This window comes from Nonomuraea sp. NPDC047529, assembly GCF_040642995.1.
GTDB lineage: Bacteria > Actinomycetota > Actinomycetes > Streptosporangiales > Streptosporangiaceae > Nonomuraea.
Map to the genome: position 1 here is coordinate 86,369 of NZ_JBEYTJ010000006.1, position 25,902 is coordinate 112,270.

The following is a 25,902-nucleotide window of genomic DNA, read 5'->3' on the forward strand; positions in this document are numbered from 1 at the left end:
AGCGGTTTTCCGTAGGAAAAGCGGAGGGATATCGCAATGGTCGCGGAATGAGGGTGGTTCATAGCGTTGGGCGGGTGCTCAGAAACCTCCTCGCCGTGCTCTGCCTCGCCCTGCCGCTCGCGTCCGGCCCGGCTCCGCCGCACGACCTCGCCCCTTCGTCGGTGGACGCCTTCGTCACGAAGTACCGCGAGGCGACCGGCCTCCCCGGGGCCGCGGTCGCGATCACCAAGGGCCGGCAGATCGTCCACGCCGCCGGGTACGGCGAGACCGCCTCCGGTGAGCCGGTGACGGCCGGCACGCCCATGGCCGTGGCGTCGGTCAGCAAGTCCTTCACCTCGCTCGCCGTCCTGCAACTGGTGGAGAAAGGGCAGGTCGAGCTGGACAAGCCGGTGCGCGGTTACCTGCCCGAGTTCACCATGGCGGATCCCAGGGCCGCGCGGATCACCGTGCGGCAGCTGCTCAACCAGACGTCCGGCATGGCCGACTCGGCCTTCCGCGAGAAGAGCCTGCCCCAGCCCGACACGCTCCAAGGCGCCGTGGCACGGCTCAGGACGGCGAAGCTCGCCGCGGAGCCGGGGACCGCCTTCAGCTACCACAACACCAACTACCAGGTCGCCGCGCGGCTGGTCGAGGTGGTGAGCGGGCAGCCGTTCGCGGCGTACCTGGACGCGCACGTCTTCACGCCCCTCGGCATGCGCGGCAGCAGGACCGTCGACACCGACCGCGACCTGCCCGGCAGCGCCCGCGGCCATCTGGTCGTCCTCGGCCGGGCCGTCGCCGTGCCCGAGCCGTCCGGGTTCGGCAACGGCTCGGGCGGGATCCTCAGCACCGCCGACGACATGGCCCGGTGGCTGATCGCGCAGAACAACGGCATCCTGTCTCCCCAGAGCGTCAAGGAGATGCGCACGCCGTCCGAGCAGGACGCGGAGTACGCCCTCGGCTGGATGATCGGCAAGACCGCCCGCGGCACTCCCGTCGTCCGGCACGACGGCGACCTCTTCACCTCCACGGCAGCCCAGTTGCTGATGCCGGAGTCGGGGTACGGCGTCGCGGTCATGGCGAACACCGGAACGGCCTTCGGCGACGCCGACGCCCTCATGGACGGCCTGATCGCCCTGATCGAGGGAGGCACCCCCGAGATCCCCTCGTCGCCGCCCTACCTCGTCACCGACATCCTGTTCGTCCTGCTGGCCCTCGCGACCGCCGGGCCGGCCGTCCGGGGTGTGGCCCGCTCCCGCCGCTGGGCCGTCGTGCACGGCGGGTGGCGGCGGTGGCGGCTGCTGCCGTATCTGGTCCCGCTCGCGCTGTGCGTCACGGTCGTCCCGATCATGAGGGTGCTCCTCAGAGGTGGCGACATCATGTGGATCCAGGTGGTCTATCTCTATCCGACGTTCATGATCTGGTTGGTGACGGCCGCGGTCGCGGGCACGGCGGTGACGGCCGCACGGCTCTACGCCGCGGCCCGCAAGGGCAGTTGAGTGAGAGGACGAGCAGGCATGGACGTGTACGAAGCCGTGGACAGCCGCCGGGCGGTGCGGGCGTTCAGCGACGAGCCGGTCCCCAAGGAGGTGCTCGAACGCGTGCTGGCCGCCGCGACCCGGGCTCCGTCGAGCGGGAACCTCCAGCCGTGGCGGCTGTACGTCGTGGCCGGCGAGCCGCTGGCCGAGCTGAAACGGCGGGCGACGGCCAGGGCGCTGGCGGGGGACCCGGGGGACGAGCGGGAGTACCCGATGTACCCGGCCGAGCTGGCCTCGCCGTACCTGGACCGCTTCGCCGCCGCGGCCGACCAGCGATACAGGGCGCTGGGGATCAAGCGCGACGCCCCCGACCGGCCCAGGAGGATCGCCGCCCTGAACTCGGCGGCGTTCGGGGCGCCGGTCGTCCTGTTCTGCTACCTGGACCGGACGATGGGCCCCGGGCAGTGGGCGGACGCGGGCATGTACCTGCAGACGGTCATGCTGCTGCTGAGGGCCGAAGGGGTGCACAGCTGCCCCCAGGTGATGTGGACGATGTACCGCGAGACCGTCAGCCAGATCGCCGGAGCCCATGACGGGCTTGTCCTGCTCTGTGGCGTCGCGGTGGGCTTCGAGAAGGAGGACGTGCCACCGCTGCGCACCGGTCGTGCGGACCTGACGGAGACGGTGAGCTTCGTCGGCGTGTGACGCCGGGGGATCAGGCTCGGGCGCGGGACGTGAGGCGGTCGGCGACGGCGAGGACGAGGTCGCGCAGCTCGCCGGGGCGCTCGATGACGAACGGCCGGTCGAGCGCGGCGAGCACGGCGGGCAGCCAGTCGAGCCGCTCGGCCCGTAGCTCGACGCGCAACCAGCGCTCAGCCGCCGGGCCCGCCTCGCCGGCGGGCTCGTCGGCGATCTCCTCCACGGTGGCGACGGCGGCGGGCAGGCGGGCGCGGATCTGCTCGGGCGTCGCGTGGACCCGCAGGGTCACCTCGTGCCGGTAGGACGCCGTGGCGAACCCCGACAGGACGCGCTGCGCCGGGTCCGGCCCGGCGGGCGCCTCGAACGAGCCGGGCAGGGCCCGGGCGTCCGCGACGCGGTCGAGGCGGAAGGTCCGGTTCTCGCCGAGGCGGGGGTCCTCGCCGGTGACGTACCAGCGGCCCGCGTGGCTGACGATCCCGTACGGGTGCAGCGTGCGGTCGCTACGCCGGCCGGCGCGGTCGGCGTAGCGGATCGAGACGGGCCGGCGGTGGCGTACGGCGTCGGCGATCGTGAGCAGGGTGGCGGCGTCCGGGGCGGGGGGCCCGCCGGGCGGGCCGGTGAAGGCGAGGGATTCCAGGAGCGCGTCGAGCCTGCGGGCGAGCCGTTCGGGCAGCACCCGGCGGATCTTCGCGGCAGCCGTCTCGCTCGCCGTGTCACCCGCGTCGCCGGACGTACGCCGGTTGGCGATCAGGCCGAGCAGCACGGCGAGCGCCTCGTCGTCGTCGAGCATGAGCGGCGGCAGGCGGTGGCCGCGGGCGAGGCGATAGCCGCCGTAGCGGCCGCGCACCGACTCGACCGGCAGCCCGAGATCGATGAGCTGACCGACGTACCGCCGCACGGTACGGCCGTCGACGCCGAGCCGGTCGGCCAGTTCGGCCATCGTCCGGACGCCGCCCGACTGAAGCAACTCCAGGAGCGTGAGCACACGACCGGTGGGTGGCGACATGAGTTCGAGCTTATGGCGAATAGTGGACCGAATCTGTCCAGTATCAGTCGTAACGTGCGGGGTGCCAAGAGAAAAAGCAGGAGGAACGCCATGGATTTCGTCTCGATCCGCATCATCACCGGTGACGTCGCCCGCCTCGCCGGGTTCTACGAGAAGGCCACCGGGACGCCGGCGGCCTGGTCCACCGAGGACTTCGCCGAGATCAGGACCGGCACCGCCACGCTGGCGATCGCGAGCACCCGCACCGTCCCGCTGTTCGCCCCGGGATCCTCCCGCCCGGCCGACAACCACAGCGTGATCGTCGAGTTCCTGGTGGACGACGTGGACCGCGTGTACGGAAACCTCACCGGCTTCGTCACCGACTTCGTCAACGAGCCCACCACGATGCCCTGGGGCAACCGGTCGCTGCTGTTCCGCGACCCCGACGGCAATCTCGTCAACTTCTTCACCCCGGTCACCGCCGCCGCCGAGGCCAGGTCCGCCCGCTGACCGGCGGGGTCGGGCGGCGGGTCAGGCGACGGGGGTGCGGCGGCGGGACTGCCAGGCGAGGTGGGCGTCGCGGACCTTGGTCCACAGGGCCTCGCGTTCGGTGCCGCCGACGTCGTCGAGGCGCAGCCCGAACACCTCCTCCAGCGCGCCGTACCACTCCCGCCGCGTGGACAGCTCCCGCTCGGTCCTGCCGTCCGCGCCGATCCGGCGCAGCATACAGCCCACCAGGCAGTCGGCCCCGGTCGCGTCGCGCCGCAGCACGACGGCGGCCCGCACCAGGCGGGACTCGGGCGACGTGCACAGGTACGGATGCCACTCCACGAAGTCCCCGGGCGCGGCGGGCGCCCGTTCGACGTCCAGCCCGGCGATCGATCCGCGGGCGTCGTGGTCGAACCGCCACCCGCCCGGCTCCACGTCCGAGGCGGACAGCCGGAACTCGAACGGCCCCTGGCGGTACGTCCCCGCCCGCAGCGGCAGCGGCTCGTGCAGCCCGTCCCCGAGGCCGATGTCCACCAGCCAGTCCTGCCCGTCGAGCGCGACGGTGAGGGCCAGGTGCGGCGCGAACGACGCCGGCGAGGCGGGCGCCCGTACGGCGGCCTGCACCCCGGCCCGATGCCAGGTGACGTCGTAGCCGAGCGCGGTCAGCAGCGTGGCGAACGCCCCGTTGAGCTGCACGCAGTAGCCGCCGCGCCCGCGCAGCACCCGCTCGACCGACTCGCGCGGGTCCACGGTGGTCGGCCGTCCGAGCTGGACCTCCAGCGTCTCGTACGGCACCCGCTCCACGTGCGCGCGATGCAGCGCGCGCAGCGCCGGGAGCGACGGCTCGCCGGGGTCGCCGACGTCGAGCCGGTCGAGGTAGGCGTTCAGGTCACGGTCGCGTGTTCGCCGCATGGGCCCTCCCTTCGGTCGCCGTGTCCATCGTGGTCCGCCGCGCGGCCGGCCCGCACCTCGCGGATTGCTCCCCGGACCGCTCCCCGGGCGGCGGACCGCGCAATCCACGAGATGCGGCGGCGTCCGGCCGCGACCGACGATGACCATGATGACGCTGCCCTGAGCGTTTCACCGGGAGGAGACGACCAGATGCGCAACCAGACTGTCGCACCGGAGCGGGTGAGCGCCCGATGGGAGGATCACCTGCCCGACCTGCTGGACAAGCTGGGGTTGCCGGCAGAAGGGGTGATCCAGGTGGGCGCGCACCGGGGCCAGGAGGTGGAGGCCCTCACCAGGTGCGGGTTCCGTCGCCTGGTCATGATGGAGCCCAACGGCGACCACCTGCCCGCGCTGCGCGAGCAGCTCCGGCTGCACCACCTGTCCGCCGGGCTGCCCGAGCCCGAGCACGGCCACCCGGCCCGCGAGGTCGTGGCGGCGTGCGCCGGCCGGGAACGCGGTCAGGCCACGCTCAACGTCACCCCCTACGACAAGCAGTCCAGCATGCTGCCCCCGCTGCTGCCCATGGCCGTCGTCCGGCAGGACGTCGTCCCGGTGATCCCCGTCAGCGAGGTGCAGCACGGCTGCAACGTGCTGGTGGTGGACGCCCAGGGCGCCGAGCTGGAGGTGCTGGCCGGGACCGACCTGAGCCGGCTGCGGCTGGCCGTCGTCGAGGGCAGCGTGACCGCCCGCTACAGCGGCGGCTCGACCCTCGACAGCATCGCCGAGCACATGACGGCGCACGGCTGGCGCGAGGTGGCCTCCTGGCCGCACCTGCGTCCCGGCGTCGTGGACGTCGCCTGGCTGGCCCCCTGGCCCACCTCGTTCTGATGGACCGCCCGTCGGACGGGGGACTGGCGTGCGAGCGCCGCGGCGCGGTGGCCGTCCTGCGGCTCGACCGGCCCCGCGTGCGCAACGCGCTCGGGTCCGGGCTGGTCGCGGCGCTCGGCTCCGCGCTGGCCGCGCTGGACGACGACCCCGGGGTGCGCGCCGCCGTGCTGACGGGCGCGCCTCCGGGGTTCTGCGCGGGCTCGGACCTGAAGGAGCTGTCCGGGATGACGCGTGAGGGCATGGTGCGGCACGAGGCCGACACCGGGCGCGTGGCCAGGGGCGTCCAGCATCTCGGCATCCCCGTGGTGGCCGCCGTCGAGGGCTTCGCGCTCGGCGGCGGCTTCCTGCTGGCCACCGGCTGCGACGTGGTGGTCACCGCCGAGGACGCCCGCTGGCACCTGCCGGAGGTGCGGCTCGGCTGGGTGCCGCCGTGGGGCATCCAGTCCCTGGTCGCCCGGGTCGGGCCCGTCGTCGCGCGCCGGCTGGTCTGGGGCGACCGCCCGCTGACCGGCCGCGAGCTGCACGGGCTCGGCGGCGCGGACGAGCTGACCGCGCCGGGGGAGGCGCTGGCCTGCGCGCTGGAGGTGGCGGCGGGGCTCGCCGCCCTGCCGCCGCACGCGGTCGCCTCCGCCAAACGGGCGCTGGCCGACACGGTGAGCGGGCCCGCCGAGACGCTCGACGCGCGGACGGCCTGGATGTTCGGCGCCGACTGCGCCTCGGCCGCGGCCCGCGAGAGCCTGTCCCGCTTCGGAGCCCGCCCATGACCGGCCCGGACGAGGCCCGCGACGTGACCGCGGCGGGCCAGGAGGGCCGGGAAGGCCAGGGGGCCCGGGCGGGCCAGGAGGGCCGGGTCGGCCGGGCGGGCAAGGTGTGCGGGGTGGCCGAGGCCGTCGCGCTCATCCAGGACGGTCAGGCCGTCGCCAGCACCGGCGTCATCGGCTGGCTCACCCCCGACGCCCTGCTGGCCGGGCTCGGCGAGCGTTTCGCCACCACCGGCGCCCCGCGCGACCTGACCTTCTACTTCCCCTGCGCCACCGGGGACGCCGTCGGCATCGGCGGCATGGACCACGTGGCCAGGAAGGGCCTGATGCGCCGCATCGTGTCGGCCTCCTTCGTCAACCCCCGTCACCCCGTGACCGGCGCCCGCCCCGCCCTCACCGAGCTGATCCAGAACGACCTCGTCGAGGCGTACAGCTGGCCGATGGGCGCCGCCATGCACTGGCTGCGCGAGGTGGCCCGGCGCGGCCCCGGCTACCTGACGCGCGTCGGCCTCGGCACGTACGCCGACCCCCGGCACGGCGGCGGCAAGTTCACCCGCCTGGCCCAGGACGACCTGGTGGAGCTGGTCGAGCTCGGCGGCGAGGAGTACCTGTTCTACCCGTCCTGGCCGCTGCACGCCGGGCTGGTGCGGGCGAGCGCCGCCGACCCCGACGGCAACCTGTCCTTCGAGGACCAGCCGCTGTTCTCCAGCGCGCTGGCCATCGCCCTGGCGGTGAAGGCGTGCGGCGGCACCGTGATCGCGCAGGTGTCGCGCATCGTGCCCGCCGGGTCCTTGCCCGCGCGGGAGATGCGCGTGCCCGGGGCGCTCGTCGACCGGGTCGTCGTCGTCCCCGACGCGCCCATGACCACCGGCGTACGGCACGATCCCGGCTATCTCCGGCACGTCCCCGACGTCGTCGCGCGGGTGCCGCGGTTGCCGTCCGGCCCGGACAAGGTGATCGCCCGCCGGGTCGCCAGAGAGGTCCGGCCGGGGGAGACCGCGATCTTCGGGTTCGGCGCGTCCTCCGACGCCGTCCTGGCCATGGCCGAGGACGGCCTGCTGGACGACGGCCGCCTGGCCGAGCACCTGTTCACCACCGAGCACGGCTCCTTCGGCGGCATCGTGATGAGCGGCTGGCAGTTCTCGGCGAACTACTCGCCGCGGGCGCTGCTCGACGGGCCCTCGCAGTTCGACTTCATCGACGGCGGCGGCTGCCCGTTCGCCGCCCTCGCCTTCGCCCAGATCGACGCCGAGGGCAACGTGAACGTCAGCCGGTTCGGCGCCGCCAACCCGGGCGCCGGCGGGTTCGTGGACATCGCGCACAACGCCAGGCGGCTGGTCTTCGCCGGCACGCTGACCACCGACGGCCTCCGGGTGAGCTGCACCGACGGCGAGCTGCGGGTCCTGGCCGAAGGGCGGGTGCGCAAGCTGGTGGCGCGGGCCGGTCACGTCACGTACCGGCTGGGGGAGGGCGTGCGGCGCGGGCAGTGGGCCCGCCTGGTCACCGAGCGCGCGGTCTTCGACGTCGTCCCCGGCGGGCTGGAGCTCGTGGAGCTCGCACCCGGTGTGGACCTGCGGCGCGACGTGCTCGACCAGATCGGCTTCCCGGTCCGCCTCTCGCCGTCGCTCGTCCCCATGGATCCGGCGCTCTTCCGTCCCTGACCTCCGCCCGCCCACGCCCCCGCCTCCGTTCACGCCGCCCGCCGCGCCCCGGTCAGGGTGCGGACCTCGGCGGCGAGGCCGTCCATGGCCGCGTGGAGCTGGGCGTCCGACAGGTACGGCGCCGGCCCCAGCCGCAGGTACTCGCCCCGGCTGTCGGCCTGCACCCCCCGGGCCGCCAGCCCCGCCCGCAGCCGCCCCGCGTACGGCGAGCGCAGCGCCAGGAACCCGCCGAACTCCTCCGGAGCGGCGTCCACGTCCCGGCTGATCACCCGCGCGGGCGCGCCGAGCTCGTCGAAACGCGCCGCGAGCAGCCCGCGCTGCCGCAGCGACACCGCCCGCAGCACCTCCGGCGTCAGCCCCTGCTCGGCGAAGAAGTCGAACACCCGGGCCGCCCGGTAGTGGCTCACCGGGTCGTAGGTCGCCCCGGCGAACCGGGCCGCCCCCGTCGGGTAGCCGACCCGCCCGCCCGCCCGCGGGTCCTCCGCCAGCTCGGCGAACTCGGAGTACCAGCCGGTCACCACCGGCCGCAGCAGGTCGGCGTGCCCCGGCAGCCGCAGCACGCAGTTGCCCTCGCCGAGCTGGAGGTACTTGTACCCGCCCGCCACCACCCAGGCCGGGTCGAGCCCCGCGGTCGAGAACGGCACCACGCCCAGCGCGTGGTAGGCGTCCACCAGCAGCTCACAGCCCAGGCCGCGGCAGGCGGCGGCGAGCCCGTCCAGCCCTGGCACGATCCTGGACGTCTCGAACAGCACCGCCGAGACCAGGACCGCGGCCGTGCGGTCGTCGGCCGCCTCCGCCAGCCGCGCGGCCAGCGTGCCCGCCGGCTCCGGCGGGACGACGACCACCTCCACCCCCTCCTCGCCCAGCCGGGCGAGTTGCCGCCGCAGCGTGTGGAACTCGCCGCCGGAGGTGACCAGCCGGGGCCGGCGACGCAGGTCCAGGGCCGACAGGAAGCGCAACACCAGCTCGTGCGTGCTGGACCCGAGGGCCAGCTCGGCGTACGGGTCGCCGAGGAAGAGGCGGAAGCCCTCCCTGACCCGGTCGGCCTTCTTGAAGGCGGCGGTCCATTTGTCGTCCACATCCCTGGCGGCGTCGTCGAACGCCTCGATCTGCCCGGCCAGGGCCACGTCCGGCCACGCCTGGTGGGAGTGGCCGGTGAGCAGCAGCCGGTCCGGCGCCCGGAAGGCCGAGTAGTGCGGCGCCAGGCGCCCGGAGATGTCGTTCATGCCCGGCTCCTGACCGCCCACAGGTCGGGGAACGCCGGCGTCAGGGACGCGCGCAGGTACGCGCCGCCGCTGGAGCCGCCGGTGCCCGGACGGGCGCCGATGGTGCGCTCGACCATCTTCAGGTGCCGGTACCGCCACTCCTGGAGGCATTCGTCCAGGTCCACCAGCCGCTCGCAGAGCTGGGCCGCGCCGGTGTCGTCCCGGTAGACCCGCAGCAGCAGGTCCTGCACCGGCTCCGACGGCTCCAGCGGCAGCCGCACGTCACGGTGCAGCCGGTCCTGAGGCACCTCGTAGCCGCGCAGGTACAGGTACGTGAGCAGCGAGTCGTACAGCGTGGGCCTGCCCATCGCGTCCTCGATGCGGGCGCGGGCCGGGGTGCCCTCGGCCTGGCCGAGCAGCATGCGCTCGTCGCGCCGGCCCAGCACCGCCTCGATCTCGCGGAACTGCGCCGACTGGAAGCCGCTGCTGGTGCCCAGCTTGCCGCGGAAGGCGGCGAACTGGAACGGCGTCATCGTCTCCATGACGTCCATCTGGGACACCGCGAGTCTCATCAGCTTCAACGACCGGTGCAAAGTCCGCATGGCGTGCGCGGTGAATCCGCCGGCGAGTTCGAGCTGCAGCTCGGCGAATTCGTGCAGCAATTGTTTGAACCACAGCTCGTACACCTGGTGGACGATGATGAACAGGGTCTCGTCGTGGCTCTCGGAAACCGGCCGCTGCGCCGTGAGGATCTCCTCCAGCGCCAGGTAGGACGAGTACGTCAGGACTGTGTCTTCTCTCATGGCCTCAACGATGGGCGCCCGCGGGAAAGGGGACCAGGCGATTCCCGGGCAGCTACCTGCCCCGCCGGGACCGCTTCCTGCAATTCACCGGAAACGCATTCCGGAAGATGTGGAAAAGGCCGTCCGGGGGCACGCGCGAATTCAGCACGACACGAGATGCGGCCGCCCGCGACCTCGCGTGACGATGGCGCCGAGGGGGCGCCGAGCCCCATCAGCGAGCGAACTGCGAGGAACATGCCATGACCTCACCGGAGATCATCAAGAGGGGCGGGCCCGGCAAACGGGCCCCTCGGCTCGACGGGCTGCGCGGATATCTGGCACTGGGCGTGATCGTCGTGCACGTCGCCTTCGCCGCCGGCGTCATCGGCTTCTACGACAAACCGTCCGTCGGCATCTGGCCCGTGCTGATCCAGGGTCTCAACGTGCTGCTGCCGCCCTTCTTCGTGATGTCCGGCCTGCTGCTGTACCGGCCGTTCGCCAGGGCGACGATCCTCGGCACGCCGCGCCCGGAGATCAAGAGCTACCTGATCAAGCGCATGCTGCGGATCCTGCCCGCGTACTGGCTGGTGGCCGTGGCGGCGCTGCTGCTGCTCAACCTCAAGAGCGTGGACGGCCTCTGGTACGTGCTCAGCCCCCTGCTGCTCATGCACTACTACGTGACGGGCCCCGAGGCGGGCTACGCCGGGCTGGAGCCCACCTGGACCGTGCCCGCCGAGGTCACCTTCTACCTGGCGCTGCCGATCCTGGCCTGGATCTTCGACCGGTACGCCAGGAAGGCGACCGACCCCGGCGCCAAGGCCCGCCGCCTGCTGGTCCCGCTGGGCGTCTTCGTGCTCGTCGGCCTGGCCTGGACCGCGTACACGCACCTGGAGTCGATGGGCCCCTTCCCGTACGAGTACTTCTGGGTGATCGGCTTCACCGGCTTCCTGGCCATCGGCATGGGCCTGGCCATCCTGTCGGCGTACGCGGAGGCCAAGGGCACCACGCCCGCCTTCTACCGCCTGGTGGCCCGCCGGCCGCTGCTGTTCTGGCTGGGCGCGGCCGTCGTCTACGTGATCAACTGCATCCGGCCGTTCGGCAAGCCCGGCATGGCCGACTACGCCACGGTTCCCGAGGCGATGGCCGAGATGGTGCTGTTCCTGATCTTCGCGCTGCTGGTCATCGCCCCGGTGGTGGTGCCCGGCGTGCACTCGAAGGTCATCGACGCCGTGCTCACCAACCGCCCGATGCGCTTCTTCGGCCGCATCTCCTACGGCGTCTACCTGTGGCACTTCATCCTGCAGTACCTCTGGCTCCAGAACGGCAGCGTCTTCGGCGCGCCGCCGGTGCCGATGCCGATGGTGATGGGCAAGTCCGGCTTCTGGGAGCTGCTGGCGGTCGTGCTCGTCGGCACGGTGGCCGTCGCGACGGTCAGCTACTACCTGGTGGAACTGCCCGCGATGCGGCTGCGCGAGCGCCTGGTGGCCCGGCGCGCCCAGGCCGAGCCGAGCCAGGCCGCCGAGAGCCCGAAGGTCCCGGTCTGAGAGCCGTGCCGGATCCCGTGCCGGATCCCGTGCCGGATCGCATCCGGAGCCGGACGGCCTCGGCGACCGGGACGCCCCGCCGGGTCAGGAGCAGGCGACGGCGATCTTGCCCAGCGTTCCCGCGCCGAACGCGGCGAACGCCTCGGGGGCCCGCTCCAGCGGGTAGGTGGCGGTGACCGGGACGCGCAGCGCACCGGCCGCGGCCCGGGCCGCCAGCTCGGTCAGGGTGCGCGGGTTCGGGTCGGCCATGACGGTGTGCACGGTCACCCCGGCGCCCTGGACGGCGTCCTGGGTCAGGCCGAGGGTGGAGGCGATCCGGCCGCCCTCGCGCAGCAGCCCCGCCAGCTCGGCGCCGTCGCCCGCCAGGTGCAGCACGGCGTCCACGCCCGCCGGGGCGAGCGCGCGGACCTGGGCGGGCACGTCGCCGCCGTGGTCGACGAGCTCGACCTTGGCGCCGGTGAGGCCGGTGACGAAGTCGGCCTCGACGCCGGGACGGGCGGTGGCGATCACCCGGACGCCGCGCGCGGCGGCCAGCTGCACGGCCAGCGCGCCCACGCCGCCGGTGGCGCCGGAGACCAGCACGGTCTCGCCCTCGGCCGGGGCCACGGCGTCGAGGCTGTCGACCGCCGCGGTGCCGGCCAGGCCCAGCGCGCCCGCCTCCGCCAGGCTCAGCCCCTCGGGCAGGGGGGCGATGCCGTAACCGGCGGACACGGTCACGTACTCGGCCATCGAGCCGGGGCCCAGGAACGGCTTCATCACCACGCCGAAGACCGGCTGCCCGACGATGAAGCCTTCGACGCCTTCGCCGAGCGCCTCCACGGTGCCGGCGAAGTCCTTGCCCACCACCAGCGGGAAGCGGTGGTCCATCATCTGCTGCAAGTAGCCGGCGGCGACCGCCAGGTCGAAGCCGTTGACCGAGGAGGCGGCCACCTTCACCAGCACCTCGCCGGCCTCGGGCCGCGGGACGGGCAGGTCGGCCAGGGCCGGGGTGGCGGGGACGGAGTTCAGCATGACGGCACGCATGAGCGGCACCTCTCAATAAGTGGAACGGGCTACCCGTTTCTTTCGGCCAGCGTAGCAACAAAAGTGGGTAGGTCGTTCCACTTGGGTAGGATGGGCGGCATGGACCTTCCCGCCGACGCCATCGACCCTTCAGGCGAGCAGCCCGGACCGGGCCTGCGCGCCGACGCCGAACGCAACCGCGAACGCATCCTGGCCGCCGCCCGCGGCCTGTTCGCCAGCCACGGCCTCGGCGTCTCCATGGCCTGCATCGCCCGCGCCGCCGGCGTCGGCAAGGCCACCTTGTCGCGCCGCTTCGCCACCCGTGAAGAACTGCTCAACGCCGTCTTCGCCGACCGCATGGACGCCTACGCCGCCGCCGTCGCCGAGGCGCTGGCCGACCCCGACCCCTGGCACGGCTTCGTGGGCTACGTCGAGGCCGTGTGCGCCATGCAGGCCGCCGACCGCGGCTTCGCCGAGGTGCTGGCCATGACCTTCCCCGCCGCCAAGGCGCTGGAGAAGCGCCGGGCCGCGGCCTATCACGGCTTCCTCGACCTCATCGAGCGCGCCAAGGCCACCGGCCGGCTGCGTGCGGACTTCAGCGACCGGGACATGGTCATCCTGCTGATGGCCAACGCCGGTGTCATCGCCGCCACCGGGGACGCGGCTCCGGACACCTGGCGCCGTCTCGTCGGCCAGATGTTGCGCGCCTACGCCACGCCCGGCACCGACCTGCCGCCGCTGGAGCCGGCCCCCGCGCCCACCGCCCTGTACCGGGCCATGGTCCGCCTCACCCGCCCCGCCCCCGGCCCGGACGGCGACCTGGAGTGAGCGGCCGGGGGTCAGTTCGGGCGGGTGGCGGTGGCGCTGACCCATGCCTGGGCGAACATCGCGCCCGGGTCGGCGGCCCACGCGCGCAGCCGGTCGGCGTGGGCGGGCTGCTCCGCCAGGTCGAGCTGGCGCGCGAGGTAGCCGGCGATGCGGGACGGGTCGGCGTGGCGCTCGTGGTGCACGTCCAGCCAGACGTCGGTGAATCCCGCGTCGCGCAGGTACGGGCCGAGTTTGCGGCCGACGTGCGGGTCGCCGCCGTTGGCCCGCTGCAGGTTGATGTAGGCGGCGACGGCGTCGTCCAGGGGAGGGCTGAGCAGGAAGCCGCCCCAGTCGGGGCTGCACAGGCCGACCGTGCCGCCGGGCCGCAGGACCCGGTGGATCTCCGCCAGCGCGCGCGCCGGATGGGCCAGGTGTTCCATCAGGGCGTGCGAGAAGACGAGGTCCACCGAGCGGTCCGCCAGCGGGATGTCGTAGCAGGACCCCTCCTGGAACCGGACGTTCCTCAGGCCCCGTCGCCGGGCCGACGCGCGCGCGCCCGTGAACTGGGCCGCCTGCTGGTCGAGGCCCAGCACGTGGCCCGGTGCTACGGCGGCGGCGAGGTCGTTGGTGATGGTGCCGGGCCCGCACCCCAGGTCCAGCAGCGACGTCCCCGGCGCGAGATGCGGCAGGAAGAAGTCCGCGTGCGTCGCGGCGCGCCTGGCGGCCATGAAGTCGACGGCGAAGGAGTCATGGCCGGGCGTGTAGCGCTCGACGTCGGGAGTCATCGGCCGACCGCCTCCTCGGCGCGTGCGTCGATCGCTCCCGAACAGAGCGCGAGGGCGAGCCCGGCGGCGGCCAGCACGGCGCCGACGGCGTTGGGGCTGGTGTAGCCGAACCCGGCGCTGATCACCAGCCCGCCGAGGAACGCGCCGAGCGCGTTGGCCACGTTGAACGCCGACAGGTTCAGCGCGGAGGCGAGGGTGGGGGCGCCGGTGGCCTTGTCCAGGATGCGCATCTGCAGGGCGGGGACGGTCGCGAAGCCGAACAGGCCCAGCAGGAACAGGGTGCAGGCGGCGAGGATCCTGCTGTGCGCGGTCACCAGGAACAGGCCCAGCACGACGGTGAGCCCGGCGAGGAACACGTACAGGCTGGGCATGAGCCGGCGTCCGGCGAAGTGGCCCGACAGCAGGTTGCCCGCGGCCATGCCCAGGCCGAAGACGACCAGCAACGCCGTCATGCTGCCGCCGCTGAAACCCGCGACCTGGGTCATCATCGGGGCGACGTAGGTGAAGGAGGCGAAGACGCCGCCGAAACCGGCCGTCGTCACCGCCATCGCGAGCCAGACCTGCGGCCGGCGCAGGGTCGACAACTCCGAGCGCAGCCCGGCCTCGCCCCCGGGACGCAGCCGGCCCGGCACCAGCGCCGCGATGCCCGCGAGGGACAACACGCCGAGCGCGGCGATCGCCCAGAACGTGGCCCGCCACCCGGCGGCCTGCCCCAGCCAGGTCACCAGCGGCACCCCGGCCACGTTCGCCAGGGTGAATCCGCCGAACATGATCGACATCGCCCATCCGCGGCGTTCCGGCGGGACGAGCTCGGCCGCCACCACCGACCCGACCCCGAACAGCGCGCCCTGCGGGATGCCCGCGACCACCCTGGCCGCCATCAGCAGGCCGTAGCCGGACGCGACCGCCGACAGGACGCTGCCCGCCGTCAGCAGTGCCGCGACGATCAGCAGCGTCGTGCGGCGCGACAGGCGTGCCGAGACCGCGGTCAGCAGCGGCGCTCCCACGATCACGCCTACGGCGTACCCGCTGATCAGCACGCCGGCGGCCGGGATCGACACCCCGACCCCCGTGGCGACCTGCGGCAGCAGGCCCATGATGGCGAACTCGGAGGTTCCGACGGCGAAACCTGTGACGGCCAAGGCCAAGAGGGCCAGCGGCATGGCAATGCGCTCCTCGACTCATCGGGACGATCGCCTCCGAGCCTGGCGGCCGAGCCGGTCGGTCCGTGAGTGGCAGAAACGCACACGTGGGATAGATTTCCGCCATGCGCTGTGTGGGGATCGTGGTGACCGAGCACGTCCGGGTCTTCGACTACGCCGTGGCCACCGAGGTCTGGGGCCTCGACCGGACCGATCGCGGCGTCCCGGCGTTCGACCTGCGCACGTGCGGGCCGCGCGGTCACGCGCTGACCATGAGCACGGGCGTGACCTGCGTTCCCGACCACGGCCTGGACGGCCTGGACGAGTGCGACCTGGTCATCGTGCCCGGCGTCCAGAACCTGGCCGGGCCCGTCCACCCGGACGTGGTCACCGCGCTCCGCGCCGCGCACGACCGTGGCGCGACCGTCGCGTCCCTGTGCTCGGGGGCGTTCGTGCTGGCCGCCGCGGGCCTGCTGGACGGCCGCAGGGCCACCGCCCACTGGCTCGACGCCGAGCAGCTCGCGCAGCGCCACCCCGAGGTGAGCGTCGACCCCGGCGTGCTGTTCGTCGGGGACGGCACCGTGTGGACCTCTGCGGGCGTGGCCGCGGGCATCGACCTGTGCCTGCACCTGGTCCGCCGCGACCACGGCGCCGCCGCCGCGGCCGAGATCGCCCGCACCATGGTCACCGCGCCGTTCCGGTCAGGCGGCCAGGCGCAGTTCATCACCCGCCCCGTCCCCGCCGGGGGTGGGCCGTCCGACAGCCTGACCGGCCTGCGCGAACGCATGCTCGACGACCTGGCCCACCCGTGGACCGTCCCGGAGCTGGCGAACCTGGCCCGCATGTCCGAGCGCAGCTTCGCCCGCCGGTTCGTCCAGACCACCGGCGACACGCCCCTGCAATGGCTGCTGACCCAGCGCGTCCTGGCCGCCCAGCATCTGCTGGAGGTCAGCGAGCTGCCCATCGCCGCCATCGCCCACCGCTGCGGTTTCAGCACTCCGCTGACCCTGCGCCACCACTTCACCCGCCACGTCGGCCTGCCGCCGCGCGACTACCGCCTGGCCTTCGGCAGGCGACCCGAGGCGGAACGCGACAGCGCGGCGAGGTAGCCGGGCCGGCCAGGACGCCACGACCTCGGGATGCCGCGCTACCCCGCCCGGGTCATGGTGGCCTCGTAGCCGCCGCCCGGCCACTCCCAGCGGCCGCTGATGGTCCGGCCGTCCTCGCTGAACGCGCCGCTGAACCCGGCCGGCGAGCCCTCGGCGCCGAACCAGATGTTGAGTTCGCGCCCGTCCAGCTTCCACACGTAGACGAAGTTGTTGCCGGTGCTGTCGAAGTAGTGCGAGCGCAGCGCGCCGCTCTCGGGGTCGTGGCCGATGTACTCCACGCCGGTCATCGTGCCGCCGCCGTGGCTCATCTCGACGCGCTGGATCAGGAAGAAGCCGCCGTCCATCCACTCGAAGACGAGCCGGCCACCGGTCGCCTCGCCGGTGCCGAAGTCCTTGCCCGTCATCTCCCACGTCCCGACCAGCGGTTGCAGCGTCTGGAGCGAGGCGTCGGGGGTGGGGAGCTGGTTCTGCGGGTTCGCTGTCTCTGTCATGTTCCCTCCACGGGACAGGTCGACGCCCGGTACGCCGATCGCGTACCGGGCGGGGGGAGCTCACTTGGCGCCGAAGAACGCCTTGACCCGGGACCAGCGGCCCCAGACCACCAGGGCCAGGACGACCAGCAGGACACCCTCGATCACGGGGACGCCGCCCAGGACGATCAGGTTGGTGCCGGCCGCGCCGACGATCAGGCCGATCAGCGCGAGCGCGGCCACGCCGGTCAGCCGCGGGATCAGCAGCCCGATCGCGCCGGCGATCTCCAGCACGCCGACCACGTAGCGGAACCACTGGCCGGCGCCGATGTCCTCGAACATGGTGACCATGGTCGGGTCGCCGGCGAGCTTGAGCACGCCGCCCAGGCCGACCTGGAACGCCAGAAGGACCTGGGCGACCCAGAGGGCGATGTTGACGCCGCGACCGGTGGACCGGCCGACGGCGGTCGTGCTGTTCGTGGTGCTCATGCAGTCCTCCTTGAGGAACTAGTTGACGATCTCCATCTGGCCCATCATCCCGATGGCCGAATGCTCCAACATGTGACAGTGGTAGACGTATCGCCCCAGGTAGTCGGCGAAGCTGGCCTGGAAGCGCACGGTCTCGCCCGGCTGGATGAGCACCGTGTCCTTCCAGCCCGCCTCGCCCGGCTGCGGCGGCGTGCCGTCGCGGTCCAGGATCCGGAACTGGGCGAGGTGGGTGTGGAAGTTGTGCGGGACGCCGAAGCCCGACCCGCCGACGTTGGTGTCGGAGTTGGTGACCTCCCAGATCTCGCTGGATCCCCGCCTGACCTGCATGTCCACCCGATTGGCGTCGAACGCCTGATTGTTGATCAGGGCCTGGATGTTGACCGGGTCCAGGCTGAGGGTGAGCTGCCGGGTCTGCGTGGCCGCGGCCAGCGGGACCATCGCGCGCAACTGGCCGGGCACGCGGCTGCGGTCGACGGCCCGCCGTACGACGTCGAAGCGGAGCACGGACCCGCTCACGTCCTCCAGCGTCACCTGCGTCCCCAGCGGGAACGCGCCGAAGTCGATCACGACCTCGGCCCGCTCGCCCGAGGAGAGCACCAGCTTGGACGTCGGCACCGGCGCCGGCAGCAGCCCGCAGTCCGTGGCGATCTGCGTCATCTGGGCGCCGTTGCTCAGCGACAGCTCGAAGATCCGGTGCGTGGAGCCGTTGAGCAGCCGCAGCCGGTACTTGCGGGCCGCGACCTTGAAGTACGGCTGGGCCTTGCCGTTGGCGATCAGCGTCGGCCGGTTGTAGGGGTCGGCCGGGTCGAAGACGAGCCCGCCCTGGTCGTCGAAGAGCGCGTCACGCAGCAGGATGGGCACGTCGTAGGCCCCGGACGGCAGGCCCAGCTGCTGCTCGTCGGCGCCCTCGACCAGGTAGAAGCCGTGCATGCCGCGGTAGACGTGCTCGGCCTCCATGTGGTGGGTGTGGTCGTGGTACCACAGCGTGGCGCCGGCCTGGGCGTTCGGGTAGTCGTAGGTCTTCGACTTGCCGTCGGCGATCAGGTCCATCGGGTAGCCGTCGCTGGCGGCCGGCACGCGGCCGCCGTGCAGGTGCACGTTCGCCTCGTGGCCGAGCTTGTTGTCGAAGGTGACCAGCGCCCGGCGGCCCTGCCGGACGCGGATGGTGGGGGCGGTGAACTGGCCGCCGTACGTCATCACGGGCGTGCTGACGCCGGGCAGGATCTCGGTGGTCGCCTGCTGGATCGACAGCCGGTAGAAGTCGATGCCCGGCAGGGTGGCCACGGGGGCCAGCACCGGGGGCACCGGCATGGCGACGCTGAAGGGCGGCGCGGTGGCGCCGGTGCGGACCGCGGGGACCCGGCCCCCGTGGTCGTGCATCTTCATCATCTGCTGTTGCCGCGCCTGCTGCTCCGGCTCGCCGAGCAGCCCGCGGGCCACCGGGGTCAGCGCGGCGCCTCCTGCCAGGCCACCGAGAACGATCAAGCGCCGTCGGCTTAACATACGGGAACTCCCATCGCCATGTCCGAGCGTGGCATCGCCCGCCGGCACGGTCTTCTTCTGAAGTGCTCACTTCACGGGCGGATGCCGTGGGAGCGGTGCCACCGCCCGGAAGGCGGCGGTGGTTCAGCCCACGGACAGGCGCCGCGGGGTGCGCCCGTCCAGGCAGTCGGCGTTGTGGGCGTCGAGCAGGGCCTGGGCCCGTTCCGACGCCTCGCCGAAGCAGTCGTCGGGATCCGCGCCGTCCAGCACGCGGGCCATGGCCCCGGTCATCAGGTCCTGGATCCCGGCGAAGTCCCCGAGCACCGCGCCGAGCGCCGCGGGGGAGCCGTCGGCCGCGCGGAGCTGGGCGGTCGCGGCCCGGTGCACCGGGTGCCGGTCGAACCAGCCCTCCTCCTCCAGCAGGCCGGCGGCGGCCCGGGTGACCGGCAGGAAACCGGCCGACCGATGCCACTGCGCCGCGTTGCCCGCGCTCAGCAGGTGCTGGACGAACGCCAGCGCGCCGTCCCGCCGCTCCGGCGGCAGCCCGTCGGTCAGCCAGAGCGCCTGGCCGGAGACCAGGTGCCCGGCGCGCGGCAGGCTCTCGTTGTGCGGCAGCGGGCTCGCCGTCACCTCGAACCCGGCCTCCCGCCCCCGCTCGGCGATCATGCCGGCCACCACGGAGGACGCGATCGTGAACGCCACCCGCCCCTCCAGGAACGCCCCCAGCGCCGGACCCCAGTCACCGGGCTCGCCCGCGCGCAGGTAGTGGCCCTCGGCGTGCAGGCGCCGCCACCAGGAGGCGTAGGCCAGCAGCTCCTTGGAGGCGAGGTCCACCCGTCCGGCCCGGCCGGAGCGGCCGTTGTCCTGGTCGGCCAGCAGGCCGCCCTGCCCGGCGACGGCCTGCTGGAACAGCCAGCCGTGGTTGGCCCAGGAGACGCCGTGCGGCGGGCCGCCGGGCAGCGCCCGCACCGCGGCGCAGGCGCGCTCCAGTTCCTCCCAGGTCGCCGGGGGCGCGTCGATCCCGGCCGCGCGGAGCAGGGTGGCGTTGGTGAGCAGCACCGCCGTGGTCGCCGTCGCGGGCGCGGCGACGAGCTCGCCGCGGTAGGTGTAGTGGCCGCGTACGGCCGGTTCGAGGTCGGCGAGCACGACCGGCTCGCCGAGGATCTCCGCGCGGCCGGCGACGGCGCGCTCGATCGGCGTGAACAGCGGCGCGCCGGTGCGCGACCGGGTGTCGAGCGCCAGCCGGGTGGCCGTGGCGTAGTACTCCGCCAGGTCCGGCGGCTCGCCGCGGCCGGCCGCGGCGGCCACCTCGGCGGGCAGCTCGCGGAAGCCGTGCCCGGTGATCTCGATCCGGAGGTCCGGGTGCGCGGCCTCGAAGTCGGCGGCCATCCTCCTGATCGGGCCCAGGTAGTCCGGCAGGGGATGCTCGGCGATCCAGACGCTGATGACCGTTCTCATTCGCCTCATGATGAACGCGGCTACCCCGCCACACATCTTGTGAAATGCGGTGTTTCGTCAGCTCAGACAGCAATTCAAAGGATGTGGGCCCCTCGACGTGAATGTGACCCTGACTGCGAGTCGCAGAGCGGCGAAACGGAGGAACACGGTGATCAACACTCATGACGAGTTCGACGTTGTCGTGATCGGCGGAGGCCCAGGCGGCTCGGGTACGGCGGGACTGCTGGCCCAGCGCGGGCATCGGGTTCTGGTGCTGGAGCGCGAGAAGTTCCCGCGCTACCACATCGGCGAGTCGCTGATCACGGGATCCATGCCCACGCTGGAGGAGCTGGGACTGAAGGACAGGCTCGACCAGATGGGGTTCGTCAAGAAGTACGGCGGCACCCTGCTGTGGGGCAAGAACCAGGGCACCTGGGACTTCCGCTTCGCCGAGGCGTCCAACTACGAGCACGCCTACCAGGTGCGCCGGGCCGACTTCGACTCCCTCCTGCTGGCCAGGGCCAGGGAGCTGGGCGCGACGGTGTTCGAGGAGGCCACGGTCAAGGACCTGGTGTTCGAGGGCGAGCGCGTCACCGGCGTGACGTACACGGTGAAGGGCGACGCCGAGCAGCGCACCGCCCGCTGCCGCCTGCTGATCGACGCCACCGGGCAGCAGCACCTGCTGGCCCGCCGCTTCGACCTCATCGAGTACCACGACGACCTGCGCAACATCGCGGTCTGGTCGTACTGGCAGGGCTGCAAGCGTTACGGCGGCACGCGCTTCGGCGACACCGTCACCGAGAACCGCCCCGCGGGCTGGTTCTGGTTCATCCCCCTGCACGACGGCACGGTGAGCGTCGGCTACGTCACCCCCATCGAGGAGTACAAGAAGTCCGGCAAGAGCCTGGAGGACCTGTACGCCTCCGAGCTGGCCGCCGCCGAGGAGGTCAGGGCCCTGACCGAGGGCGCCACCCGGGTCAGCGGCTTCCGCAGCATCCGCGACTGGTCCTACACCTGCACCAGCTTCCACGGCCCCGGCTGGGCCCTGGTCGGCGACGCGGCGGCCTTCATCGACCCGCTGCTGTCCACGGGCGTCGGCCTGGCGCTGCGCGGCGCCCACGGGCTGGCCGGCGCGGTGGACGAGATCCTCGACGACCCGGCCTCGGAGGAGGCCGTGCTGGCGCGCTACGAGAAGGACTACCGCGAGTTCCTGGACTCCCTGCTGGACTTCGTGCGCTTCTTCTACGACCGCACCAGGCACAAGGAGGAGTACTGGGACAGGGCGCAGAAGACCCTCGACCCCAGCAAGCTCCGCCCCCGCAAGATCGACTTCGCCACGATGCTCTCGGGCGTCTCCGGCATCCACGCCATCTTCCACGACGACTGAGGACTCCGCTGATGTCGCCTACAACTGTGCACGGACACGTCGCCGAGCAGGCCAGGCGGACGCCCGACGCGGTCGCGGTGTCGGCGGGCCCGGTGCGGCTGACCTACCGGGAGCTCGACGAGCGGGCCAACCGCCTCGCCCACCGTCTGCGCGGGCTCGGCGCCGGCCCCGAGACGCCGATCGCGGTGCTGATGGAGCGCTCGGCCGAGCTGGTCGTCACGCTCCTCGCGATCCTCAAGACGGGCGGCTGCTACCTGCCCGTCCACAGCGCCTACCCGGCCGACCGCCGGCAGTGGATCGTCGACTCCTCCGGGACGCCCGTCCTGGTCGCCGACCGGGCCAAGGCCGCCGAGGGCCTGCCGACGGCCCCGGCGGTCCTGATCGCCGACGACGACCCCGCCACCTCCGCAGAGCCGGCCACAGAGCCCGAGGCCGCCACCGGCCCGGACGACCTGGCCTACGTCATCTACACCTCGGGCTCGACCGGCCACCCCAAGGGCGTGGCGGTCACCCACTGGGACGTGCTCGGCCTGGCCCTCGACCCCTGCTGGGACACCGGCGCCCACGAACGCGTCCTGATGGTCGCGCCGTACGCGTTCAACGTCTCGACGTACGAGCTGTGGGTGCCGCTGCTGCACGGCGGCACGATCGTGGTGGCGCCGCCCGGCGAGCCGGACCTCGACACCCTGCGCCGGCTGATCCGCGAGGAGGAGATCACCGGCCTGCACCTGACCGCCGGGCTGTTCCGGGTCGTGGCCGAGGAGGGGGCCGACGCCCTCGCCGGGGTCCGCGAGGTGCTCACCGGCGGCGACGTGATCGTCCCCGCCGCCGTCCGCCAGGTGCTGGCCGCCTGCCCCGGCACGACCGTGCGGGCCATGTACGGCGCCACCGAGGTGACCCTGTTCTCCACCCACGCGCCCCTGACCGCCGGGACCGAGCTGGGCACCAGCGTGCCGGTCGGCGGCCCGATGCGGGACGTGCGGCTCTACGTGCTCGACGACCGCCTCAGCCCGGTCCCCGGCGACCTGGAGGGCGAGCTGTACATCGCGGGCAGGGGAGTGGCGCGGGGCTACTTCGGCCGTCCCGACCTGACCGCCGAGCGGTTCGTCGCCGACCCGTTCGGCGGGCCCGGCGAGCGCATGTACCGCACCGGCGACCTGGTCCGGCGCAACGACGACGGCCAGATCGAGTTCATCGGGCGGGCCGGCGACCAGGTCAAGATCCTGGGCTTCCGGGTGGAGCTGGCCGAGGTGGAGGCCGTGCTGGCCGCCTATCCGGGGCTGGCGCACGTCGCCGTCGTGGCCGGGCAGTCGCGGCAGGGCGACAAGCGCCTGGTCGCCTACGTCGTGCCCGCCGCCGACGCCCCCGACCCGGCCGCGCTGCGCGCCCACGTCAAGACGTCGCTGCCGGACTACATGGTGCCCACGGCGTTCGTCGTGCTGGACGCGCTGCCCCTGACCGCCAACGGCAAGGTGGACCGCGCCGCCCTGCCCGACCCCGACACCGAGCCCGGCTCGGCCTACCGCGCGCCGCAGAACCCCCGCCAGGAGATTCTCTGCACGGTGTTCGCCGAGGTGTTCGGCGTCGAGCGGGTCGGCGTGGACGACAGCATCTTCGACCTGGACGTCCAGTCGCTGCTGGCCATGCGGCTGGTCAGCCGCATCCGCGCGGCGCTGGGCGTGAACCTGTCCATCGGCGACCTGTTCGACGCGGCGACCGTGGCCGGCCTGGACGAATGGCTAGAGGCCGGCGCGCGCACCCAGTGAGAGGGACGAGATGACCAACCCATTCGACGACCGGGACGCGGCCTTCCGCGTGCTGGTGAACCAGGAGGGCCGGCACAGCCTGTGGCCCGCCTTCGCCGACGTGCCCGCGGGCTGGGAGGTCGCCTTCGGCCCCGCCGTCCGCGACGCCTGCACCGAGTACGTCACCACCCATTGGACGGACCTGCGCCCGCGCGGCCTCGCCGTCCGGACGGACGCCGGATAGCCCATGACCGACACGACGATCTTCGACGACCTGCGCCTGGACCACATCGGCTTCTACGTCGGCGACCTGGAGGCCGAGACCGCCCGGCTCAGCGACACCCTGGGCCTGACGGCGTACGCCGCGGCCGAGGACGGCCGGGCCCGCTCGGCCGCCGTGGGCGCGAACCGGATCAGCTTCGTGCTCACCCAGCCGCTCACCGCCGACCATCCCGGCGCCGGATACCTCGACCGGCACGGCGACGGCGTGTGCGACGTCGCGCTGGGCGTGCCCGACGCCGCGGCCGCCTACCACGAGGCGGTGCGGCGCGGCGCCCGTCCCGTCTCGGCCCCCGCCGGGCGCGACGGCCTCGTCACGGCCGCCATTCACGGCTTCGGCGACGTGGTGCACACGTTCGTGCAACGGCCGGCCGGAGCCGGCGAACGTGTTCTGCCGGGCCTCCGGAGCACCGCGCCGCGCACGTCCGGCACCGGCCCCGGGCTGCTGGCGGTGGACCACCTGGCCGTGTGCGTCCCGGCCGGGGAGCTCGACGCCACCGTCGAGTGGTACCGGCGGGTGCTCGGCTTCGAGTTCACCTTCGCCGAGCGCATCGCCGTCGGCTCGCAGGCCATGACCACCAAGGTCGTCCGCAGCCACGGCGGCGAGGTGACGTTCACGCTGATCGAGCCGGACGTGACCAGGACGCCCGGCCACATCGACGAGTTCCTGCGCGACCACGGCGGCGCGGGCGTGCAGCACCTGGCACTGGCCGCCGACGACATCGTGGCCGCCGTGCAGGCCACCGCGGACCGCGGGGTGGAGTTCCTGACCGCCCCCGACGCCTACTACACCCTGCTCGCCGAACGGGTCCGGCCGGTGAAGTACCGGCTGGAGGACCTGGCCCGGCTCGACATCCTCGTCGACGAGGACCACGACGGGCAGCTCTACCAGATCTTCGCCCGCTCGACCCACCCCCGCGACACCTTCTTCTTCGAACTCATCGAACGACTGGGCGCCCGCTCCTTCGGCAGCGGCAACATCAGCGCCCTCTACCGGGCCGTGGAGCTCCAGCGCAGCGGCCAACGCGATGCCCGCACGGAGGCGGCAGCATGACCATTTCCCCGCCGGCGATCCGGTACCCCCTGTCCTACACCCAGCACTTCCTTCGCCTGTTCGACCAGGGCGACGCCCAGGGGCCCTTCAGCGCCCGCTACAACATCGTCGTCGGCTGGCGCGTGCGCGGCCGCATCGACCTCGACACCCTCCGGCTCGCCATGGAGGACGTGGCCGACCGGCACGACGCCCTGAACATGACGATCACCCGGGGGGAGGGGGAGGCGTACCAGGTGCGGCAGCCGTCCGCGCCCGCCCGGCTGCTCGTGGTCGACCTGCCGGCCGCCGGCCCCGAGGAGCGCGCGCTGCGGGCCGAGGAGCTGCTGACCGAGGTCGAGGCCGGCTCCTACAGCCTCCAGGAGCTGCCGCACCTGCGCGCCATCCTCGGCCGCTTCGACGACGAGGACGCGGTGCTCGCGCTGATCGTGCACCACACCGCGGGCGACGGCTGGTCGATGCAGCTCCTCATCCGCGACCTCGTCACCCGCTACGCCGAGCGCCGCGGCCACACCGTGCCGCCGCTGCCGGAGCCCCGGCCCTACCACGAGTACGCCGGACGGCAGCAGGAGCAGGCCGGCAGCGCCGAGACCCAGGCCGCCCGCGACTTCTGGGGCGAGCGGCTGCGCGGCGCGCGCATGCTGGCCGTCCCCACCGACCACGCCCGGTCGGCCGGGCTGGCCAAGGTCTGCCCGGTCCACCGCTTCTCCCTGCCCAAGGACGTCTCCACGCGGGTGATCTCCTACGCCAGGACGATGCGCAGCTCGCCGTTCATGGTGCTGCTGGCCGCGTACAACGTGCTGCTCAGCCGGATCACCGGGGCCACCGACCTGGTCGTCCCGGTGATCAGCTCCGGACGCGGGCAGCCGGAGTTCCAGGAGACCGTCGGGCCGTTCTTCAACTTCCTGCCGCTGCGCACCGGCCTCGACGGCTGCACCACCTTCCGGCAGGTCGTCGAGCGCTCCCGCAGGACCTGCATGGACTCCTACGCCAACGAGATCCCGTTCCTGCAGATCGTCGCCGAGGCGCCGGAGCTGATGGCCGACGCCGCGCTGGAGAGCAAGGCGCTGTGCGCCCTGCAGGTCTGGCAGTTCGCCACCGGCATGGACGGCGAGCGCGTCGGCGACCTGGAGATCGCCGAGGTGCGCGAGCGCCTGCTGGACCAGCCCAACGGCACCGACATCCCCGACGGCGCGCTGCTCACCTTCGACATCGCCCCTTCCGGCGAGATCTTCGGCAACTTCGCCTACAACAGCAACCTGTTCCTGGAGAGCACGATCGCGACGATGGTGGCCGACTTCGGCGAGATCCTGCGCGCCGGCCTGGCCGCCCCCGACTCCCCCCTGGAGTAACCG

25 protein-coding genes are annotated in these 25,902 nt (G+C 73.1%); 14 read left to right on the forward strand and 11 right to left on the reverse strand.

Annotated elements, in window-relative coordinates:
- Nucleotides 1-74: 74 nt before the first annotated feature.
- Both ABZ815_RS12100 and ABZ815_RS12105 read left to right on the forward strand, forming a co-directional pair.
- Nucleotides 75-1,478, forward strand: coding sequence for a serine hydrolase domain-containing protein (locus ABZ815_RS12100; protein WP_357696828.1), 1,404 nt, complete (start codon nucleotides 75-77; stop codon nucleotides 1,476-1,478).
- 18 nt (nucleotides 1,479-1,496) lie between these two features.
- Nucleotides 1,497-2,162, forward strand: coding sequence for a nitroreductase (locus tag ABZ815_RS12105; RefSeq protein ID WP_357696830.1), 666 nt, complete (start codon nucleotides 1,497-1,499; stop codon nucleotides 2,160-2,162).
- 10 nt (nucleotides 2,163-2,172) lie between these two features.
- On the opposite strand, the gene ABZ815_RS12110 is transcribed toward ABZ815_RS12105, so the two are convergent.
- Nucleotides 2,173-3,162, reverse strand: coding sequence for a YafY family protein (locus ABZ815_RS12110; protein ID WP_357696832.1), 990 nt, complete (start codon nucleotides 3,160-3,162; stop codon nucleotides 2,173-2,175).
- A gap of 90 nt (nucleotides 3,163-3,252) precedes the next feature.
- Between ABZ815_RS12110 and ABZ815_RS12115 the strand changes: the two genes are divergently transcribed.
- Nucleotides 3,253-3,651, forward strand: a complete 399-nt coding sequence (locus ABZ815_RS12115; protein WP_357696834.1) for a VOC family protein — start codon at nucleotides 3,253-3,255, stop codon at nucleotides 3,649-3,651.
- Nucleotides 3,652-3,672: 21 nt separating this feature from the next.
- Here ABZ815_RS12115 and ABZ815_RS12120 read toward each other — a convergent pair whose 3' ends face one another.
- Nucleotides 3,673-4,542, reverse strand: coding sequence for an arylamine N-acetyltransferase (locus tag ABZ815_RS12120; protein WP_357696836.1), 870 nt, complete (start codon nucleotides 4,540-4,542; stop codon nucleotides 3,673-3,675).
- Nucleotides 4,543-4,731: 189 nt separating this feature from the next.
- On the opposite strand from ABZ815_RS12120, the gene ABZ815_RS12125 reads away from it, so the two are divergent.
- The 3 genes from ABZ815_RS12125 to ABZ815_RS12135 are packed head-to-tail and all read left to right on the forward strand — an operon-like array spanning nucleotide 4,732 to nucleotide 7,831.
- Nucleotides 4,732-5,409, forward strand: coding sequence for an FkbM family methyltransferase (locus ABZ815_RS12125; RefSeq protein WP_357696838.1), 678 nt, complete (start codon nucleotides 4,732-4,734; stop codon nucleotides 5,407-5,409).
- Nucleotides 5,409-6,173, forward strand: a complete 765-nt coding sequence (locus ABZ815_RS12130) for an enoyl-CoA hydratase/isomerase family protein (protein ID WP_357696840.1) — start codon at nucleotides 5,409-5,411, stop codon at nucleotides 6,171-6,173. The genes ABZ815_RS12125 and ABZ815_RS12130 overlap by 1 nt, the downstream gene beginning before the upstream one ends.
- Nucleotides 6,170-7,831: a CoA-transferase gene (locus tag ABZ815_RS12135; protein WP_357696842.1), complete on the forward strand. Its 1,662-nt coding sequence runs from the start codon at nucleotides 6,170-6,172 to the stop codon at nucleotides 7,829-7,831. The genes ABZ815_RS12130 and ABZ815_RS12135 overlap by 4 nt, the downstream gene beginning before the upstream one ends.
- A 29-nt stretch (nucleotides 7,832-7,860) precedes the next feature.
- Here the strand turns inward: ABZ815_RS12135 and ABZ815_RS12140 are convergent, their stop codons facing one another.
- Together ABZ815_RS12140 and ABZ815_RS12145 are read right to left on the reverse strand one after the other, a co-directional pair.
- Nucleotides 7,861-9,057: a kynureninase gene (locus ABZ815_RS12140; protein ID WP_357696844.1), complete on the reverse strand. Its 1,197-nt coding sequence runs from the start codon at nucleotides 9,055-9,057 to the stop codon at nucleotides 7,861-7,863.
- Nucleotides 9,054-9,839 (reverse strand): tryptophan 2,3-dioxygenase family protein, encoded by a 786-nt coding sequence (locus ABZ815_RS12145; protein WP_357696846.1) that lies wholly within the window; start codon nucleotides 9,837-9,839, stop codon nucleotides 9,054-9,056. Before ABZ815_RS12145 ends, ABZ815_RS12140 begins: the two co-directional genes overlap by 4 nt.
- 239 nt (nucleotides 9,840-10,078) lie before the next feature.
- Here ABZ815_RS12145 and ABZ815_RS12150 point away from each other — a divergent pair, with 239 nt between their 5' ends.
- Nucleotides 10,079-11,362: an acyltransferase gene (locus tag ABZ815_RS12150; protein WP_357696848.1), complete on the forward strand. Its 1,284-nt coding sequence runs from the start codon at nucleotides 10,079-10,081 to the stop codon at nucleotides 11,360-11,362.
- An 84-nt stretch (nucleotides 11,363-11,446) separates the two neighbouring features.
- Here the strand turns inward: ABZ815_RS12150 and ABZ815_RS12155 are convergent, their stop codons facing one another.
- Entirely contained in the window at nucleotides 11,447-12,385 is a 939-nt protein-coding gene (locus tag ABZ815_RS12155) for an NADP-dependent oxidoreductase (protein ID WP_357696850.1), read from the reverse strand.
- Between the two features lie 99 nt (nucleotides 12,386-12,484).
- Here ABZ815_RS12155 and ABZ815_RS12160 point away from each other — a divergent pair, with 99 nt between their 5' ends.
- Nucleotides 12,485-13,192 carry a helix-turn-helix domain-containing protein gene (locus tag ABZ815_RS12160; RefSeq protein ID WP_357696852.1) on the forward strand — a complete coding sequence of 236 codons (708 nt, stop codon included), beginning with the start codon at nucleotides 12,485-12,487 and terminating at the stop codon, nucleotides 13,190-13,192.
- An 11-nt stretch (nucleotides 13,193-13,203) separates the two neighbouring features.
- On the opposite strand, the gene ABZ815_RS12165 is transcribed toward ABZ815_RS12160, so the two are convergent.
- Together ABZ815_RS12165 and ABZ815_RS12170 are read right to left on the reverse strand one after the other, a co-directional pair.
- Entirely contained in the window at nucleotides 13,204-13,956 is a 753-nt protein-coding gene (locus ABZ815_RS12165) for a methyltransferase domain-containing protein (RefSeq protein ID WP_357696854.1), read from the reverse strand.
- Nucleotides 13,953-15,119, reverse strand: a complete 1,167-nt coding sequence (locus tag ABZ815_RS12170) for an MFS transporter (RefSeq protein WP_357696856.1) — start codon at nucleotides 15,117-15,119, stop codon at nucleotides 13,953-13,955. Before ABZ815_RS12170 ends, ABZ815_RS12165 begins: the two co-directional genes overlap by 4 nt.
- 104 nt (nucleotides 15,120-15,223) lie before the next feature.
- Between ABZ815_RS12170 and ABZ815_RS12175 the strand changes: the two genes are divergently transcribed.
- Nucleotides 15,224-16,207, forward strand: coding sequence for a helix-turn-helix domain-containing protein (locus ABZ815_RS12175; protein WP_357696858.1), 984 nt, complete (start codon nucleotides 15,224-15,226; stop codon nucleotides 16,205-16,207).
- A gap of 38 nt (nucleotides 16,208-16,245) precedes the next feature.
- On the opposite strand, the gene ABZ815_RS12180 is transcribed toward ABZ815_RS12175, so the two are convergent.
- The 4 genes from ABZ815_RS12180 to ABZ815_RS12195 form a co-directional block, all read right to left on the reverse strand.
- Entirely contained in the window at nucleotides 16,246-16,698 is a 453-nt protein-coding gene (locus ABZ815_RS12180; RefSeq protein ID WP_357696860.1) for a DUF1579 family protein, read from the reverse strand.
- A gap of 60 nt (nucleotides 16,699-16,758) precedes the next feature.
- Nucleotides 16,759-17,166: a DoxX family protein gene (locus ABZ815_RS12185; protein WP_357696862.1), complete on the reverse strand. Its 408-nt coding sequence runs from the start codon at nucleotides 17,164-17,166 to the stop codon at nucleotides 16,759-16,761.
- An 18-nt stretch (nucleotides 17,167-17,184) separates the two neighbouring features.
- Complete coding sequence (locus ABZ815_RS12190; RefSeq protein WP_357696864.1) at nucleotides 17,185-18,651, reverse strand: multicopper oxidase domain-containing protein; 1,467 nt, start codon at nucleotides 18,649-18,651, stop codon at nucleotides 17,185-17,187.
- 141 nt (nucleotides 18,652-18,792) lie between these two features.
- Entirely contained in the window at nucleotides 18,793-20,106 is a 1,314-nt protein-coding gene (locus ABZ815_RS12195) for an extracellular solute-binding protein (RefSeq protein WP_357696866.1), read from the reverse strand.
- Between the two features lie 148 nt (nucleotides 20,107-20,254).
- Between ABZ815_RS12195 and ABZ815_RS12200 the strand changes: the two genes are divergently transcribed.
- From ABZ815_RS12200 to ABZ815_RS12220, 5 genes are read left to right on the forward strand one after another with little or no spacing between them, the layout of a single operon-like run.
- Nucleotides 20,255-21,472, forward strand: coding sequence for an NAD(P)/FAD-dependent oxidoreductase (locus ABZ815_RS12200; protein ID WP_357696868.1), 1,218 nt, complete (start codon nucleotides 20,255-20,257; stop codon nucleotides 21,470-21,472).
- Between the two features lie 11 nt (nucleotides 21,473-21,483).
- A complete protein-coding gene (locus ABZ815_RS12205) occupies nucleotides 21,484-23,238 on the forward strand; it encodes a non-ribosomal peptide synthetase (protein WP_357696870.1) in 1,755 nt (584 codons plus the stop codon).
- 10 nt (nucleotides 23,239-23,248) lie between these two features.
- Nucleotides 23,249-23,461 (forward strand): MbtH family protein, encoded by a 213-nt coding sequence (locus tag ABZ815_RS12210; RefSeq protein ID WP_357696872.1) that lies wholly within the window; start codon nucleotides 23,249-23,251, stop codon nucleotides 23,459-23,461.
- Nucleotides 23,462-23,464: 3 nt separating this feature from the next.
- Nucleotides 23,465-24,550 carry a 4-hydroxyphenylpyruvate dioxygenase gene (gene hppD / locus ABZ815_RS12215; RefSeq protein WP_357696874.1) on the forward strand — a complete coding sequence of 362 codons (1,086 nt, stop codon included), beginning with the start codon at nucleotides 23,465-23,467 and terminating at the stop codon, nucleotides 24,548-24,550.
- Nucleotides 24,547-25,899, forward strand: a complete 1,353-nt coding sequence (locus ABZ815_RS12220) for a condensation domain-containing protein (RefSeq protein ID WP_357696876.1) — start codon at nucleotides 24,547-24,549, stop codon at nucleotides 25,897-25,899. Before hppD ends, ABZ815_RS12220 begins: the two co-directional genes overlap by 4 nt.
- Nucleotides 25,900-25,902: the final 3 nt, after the last annotated feature.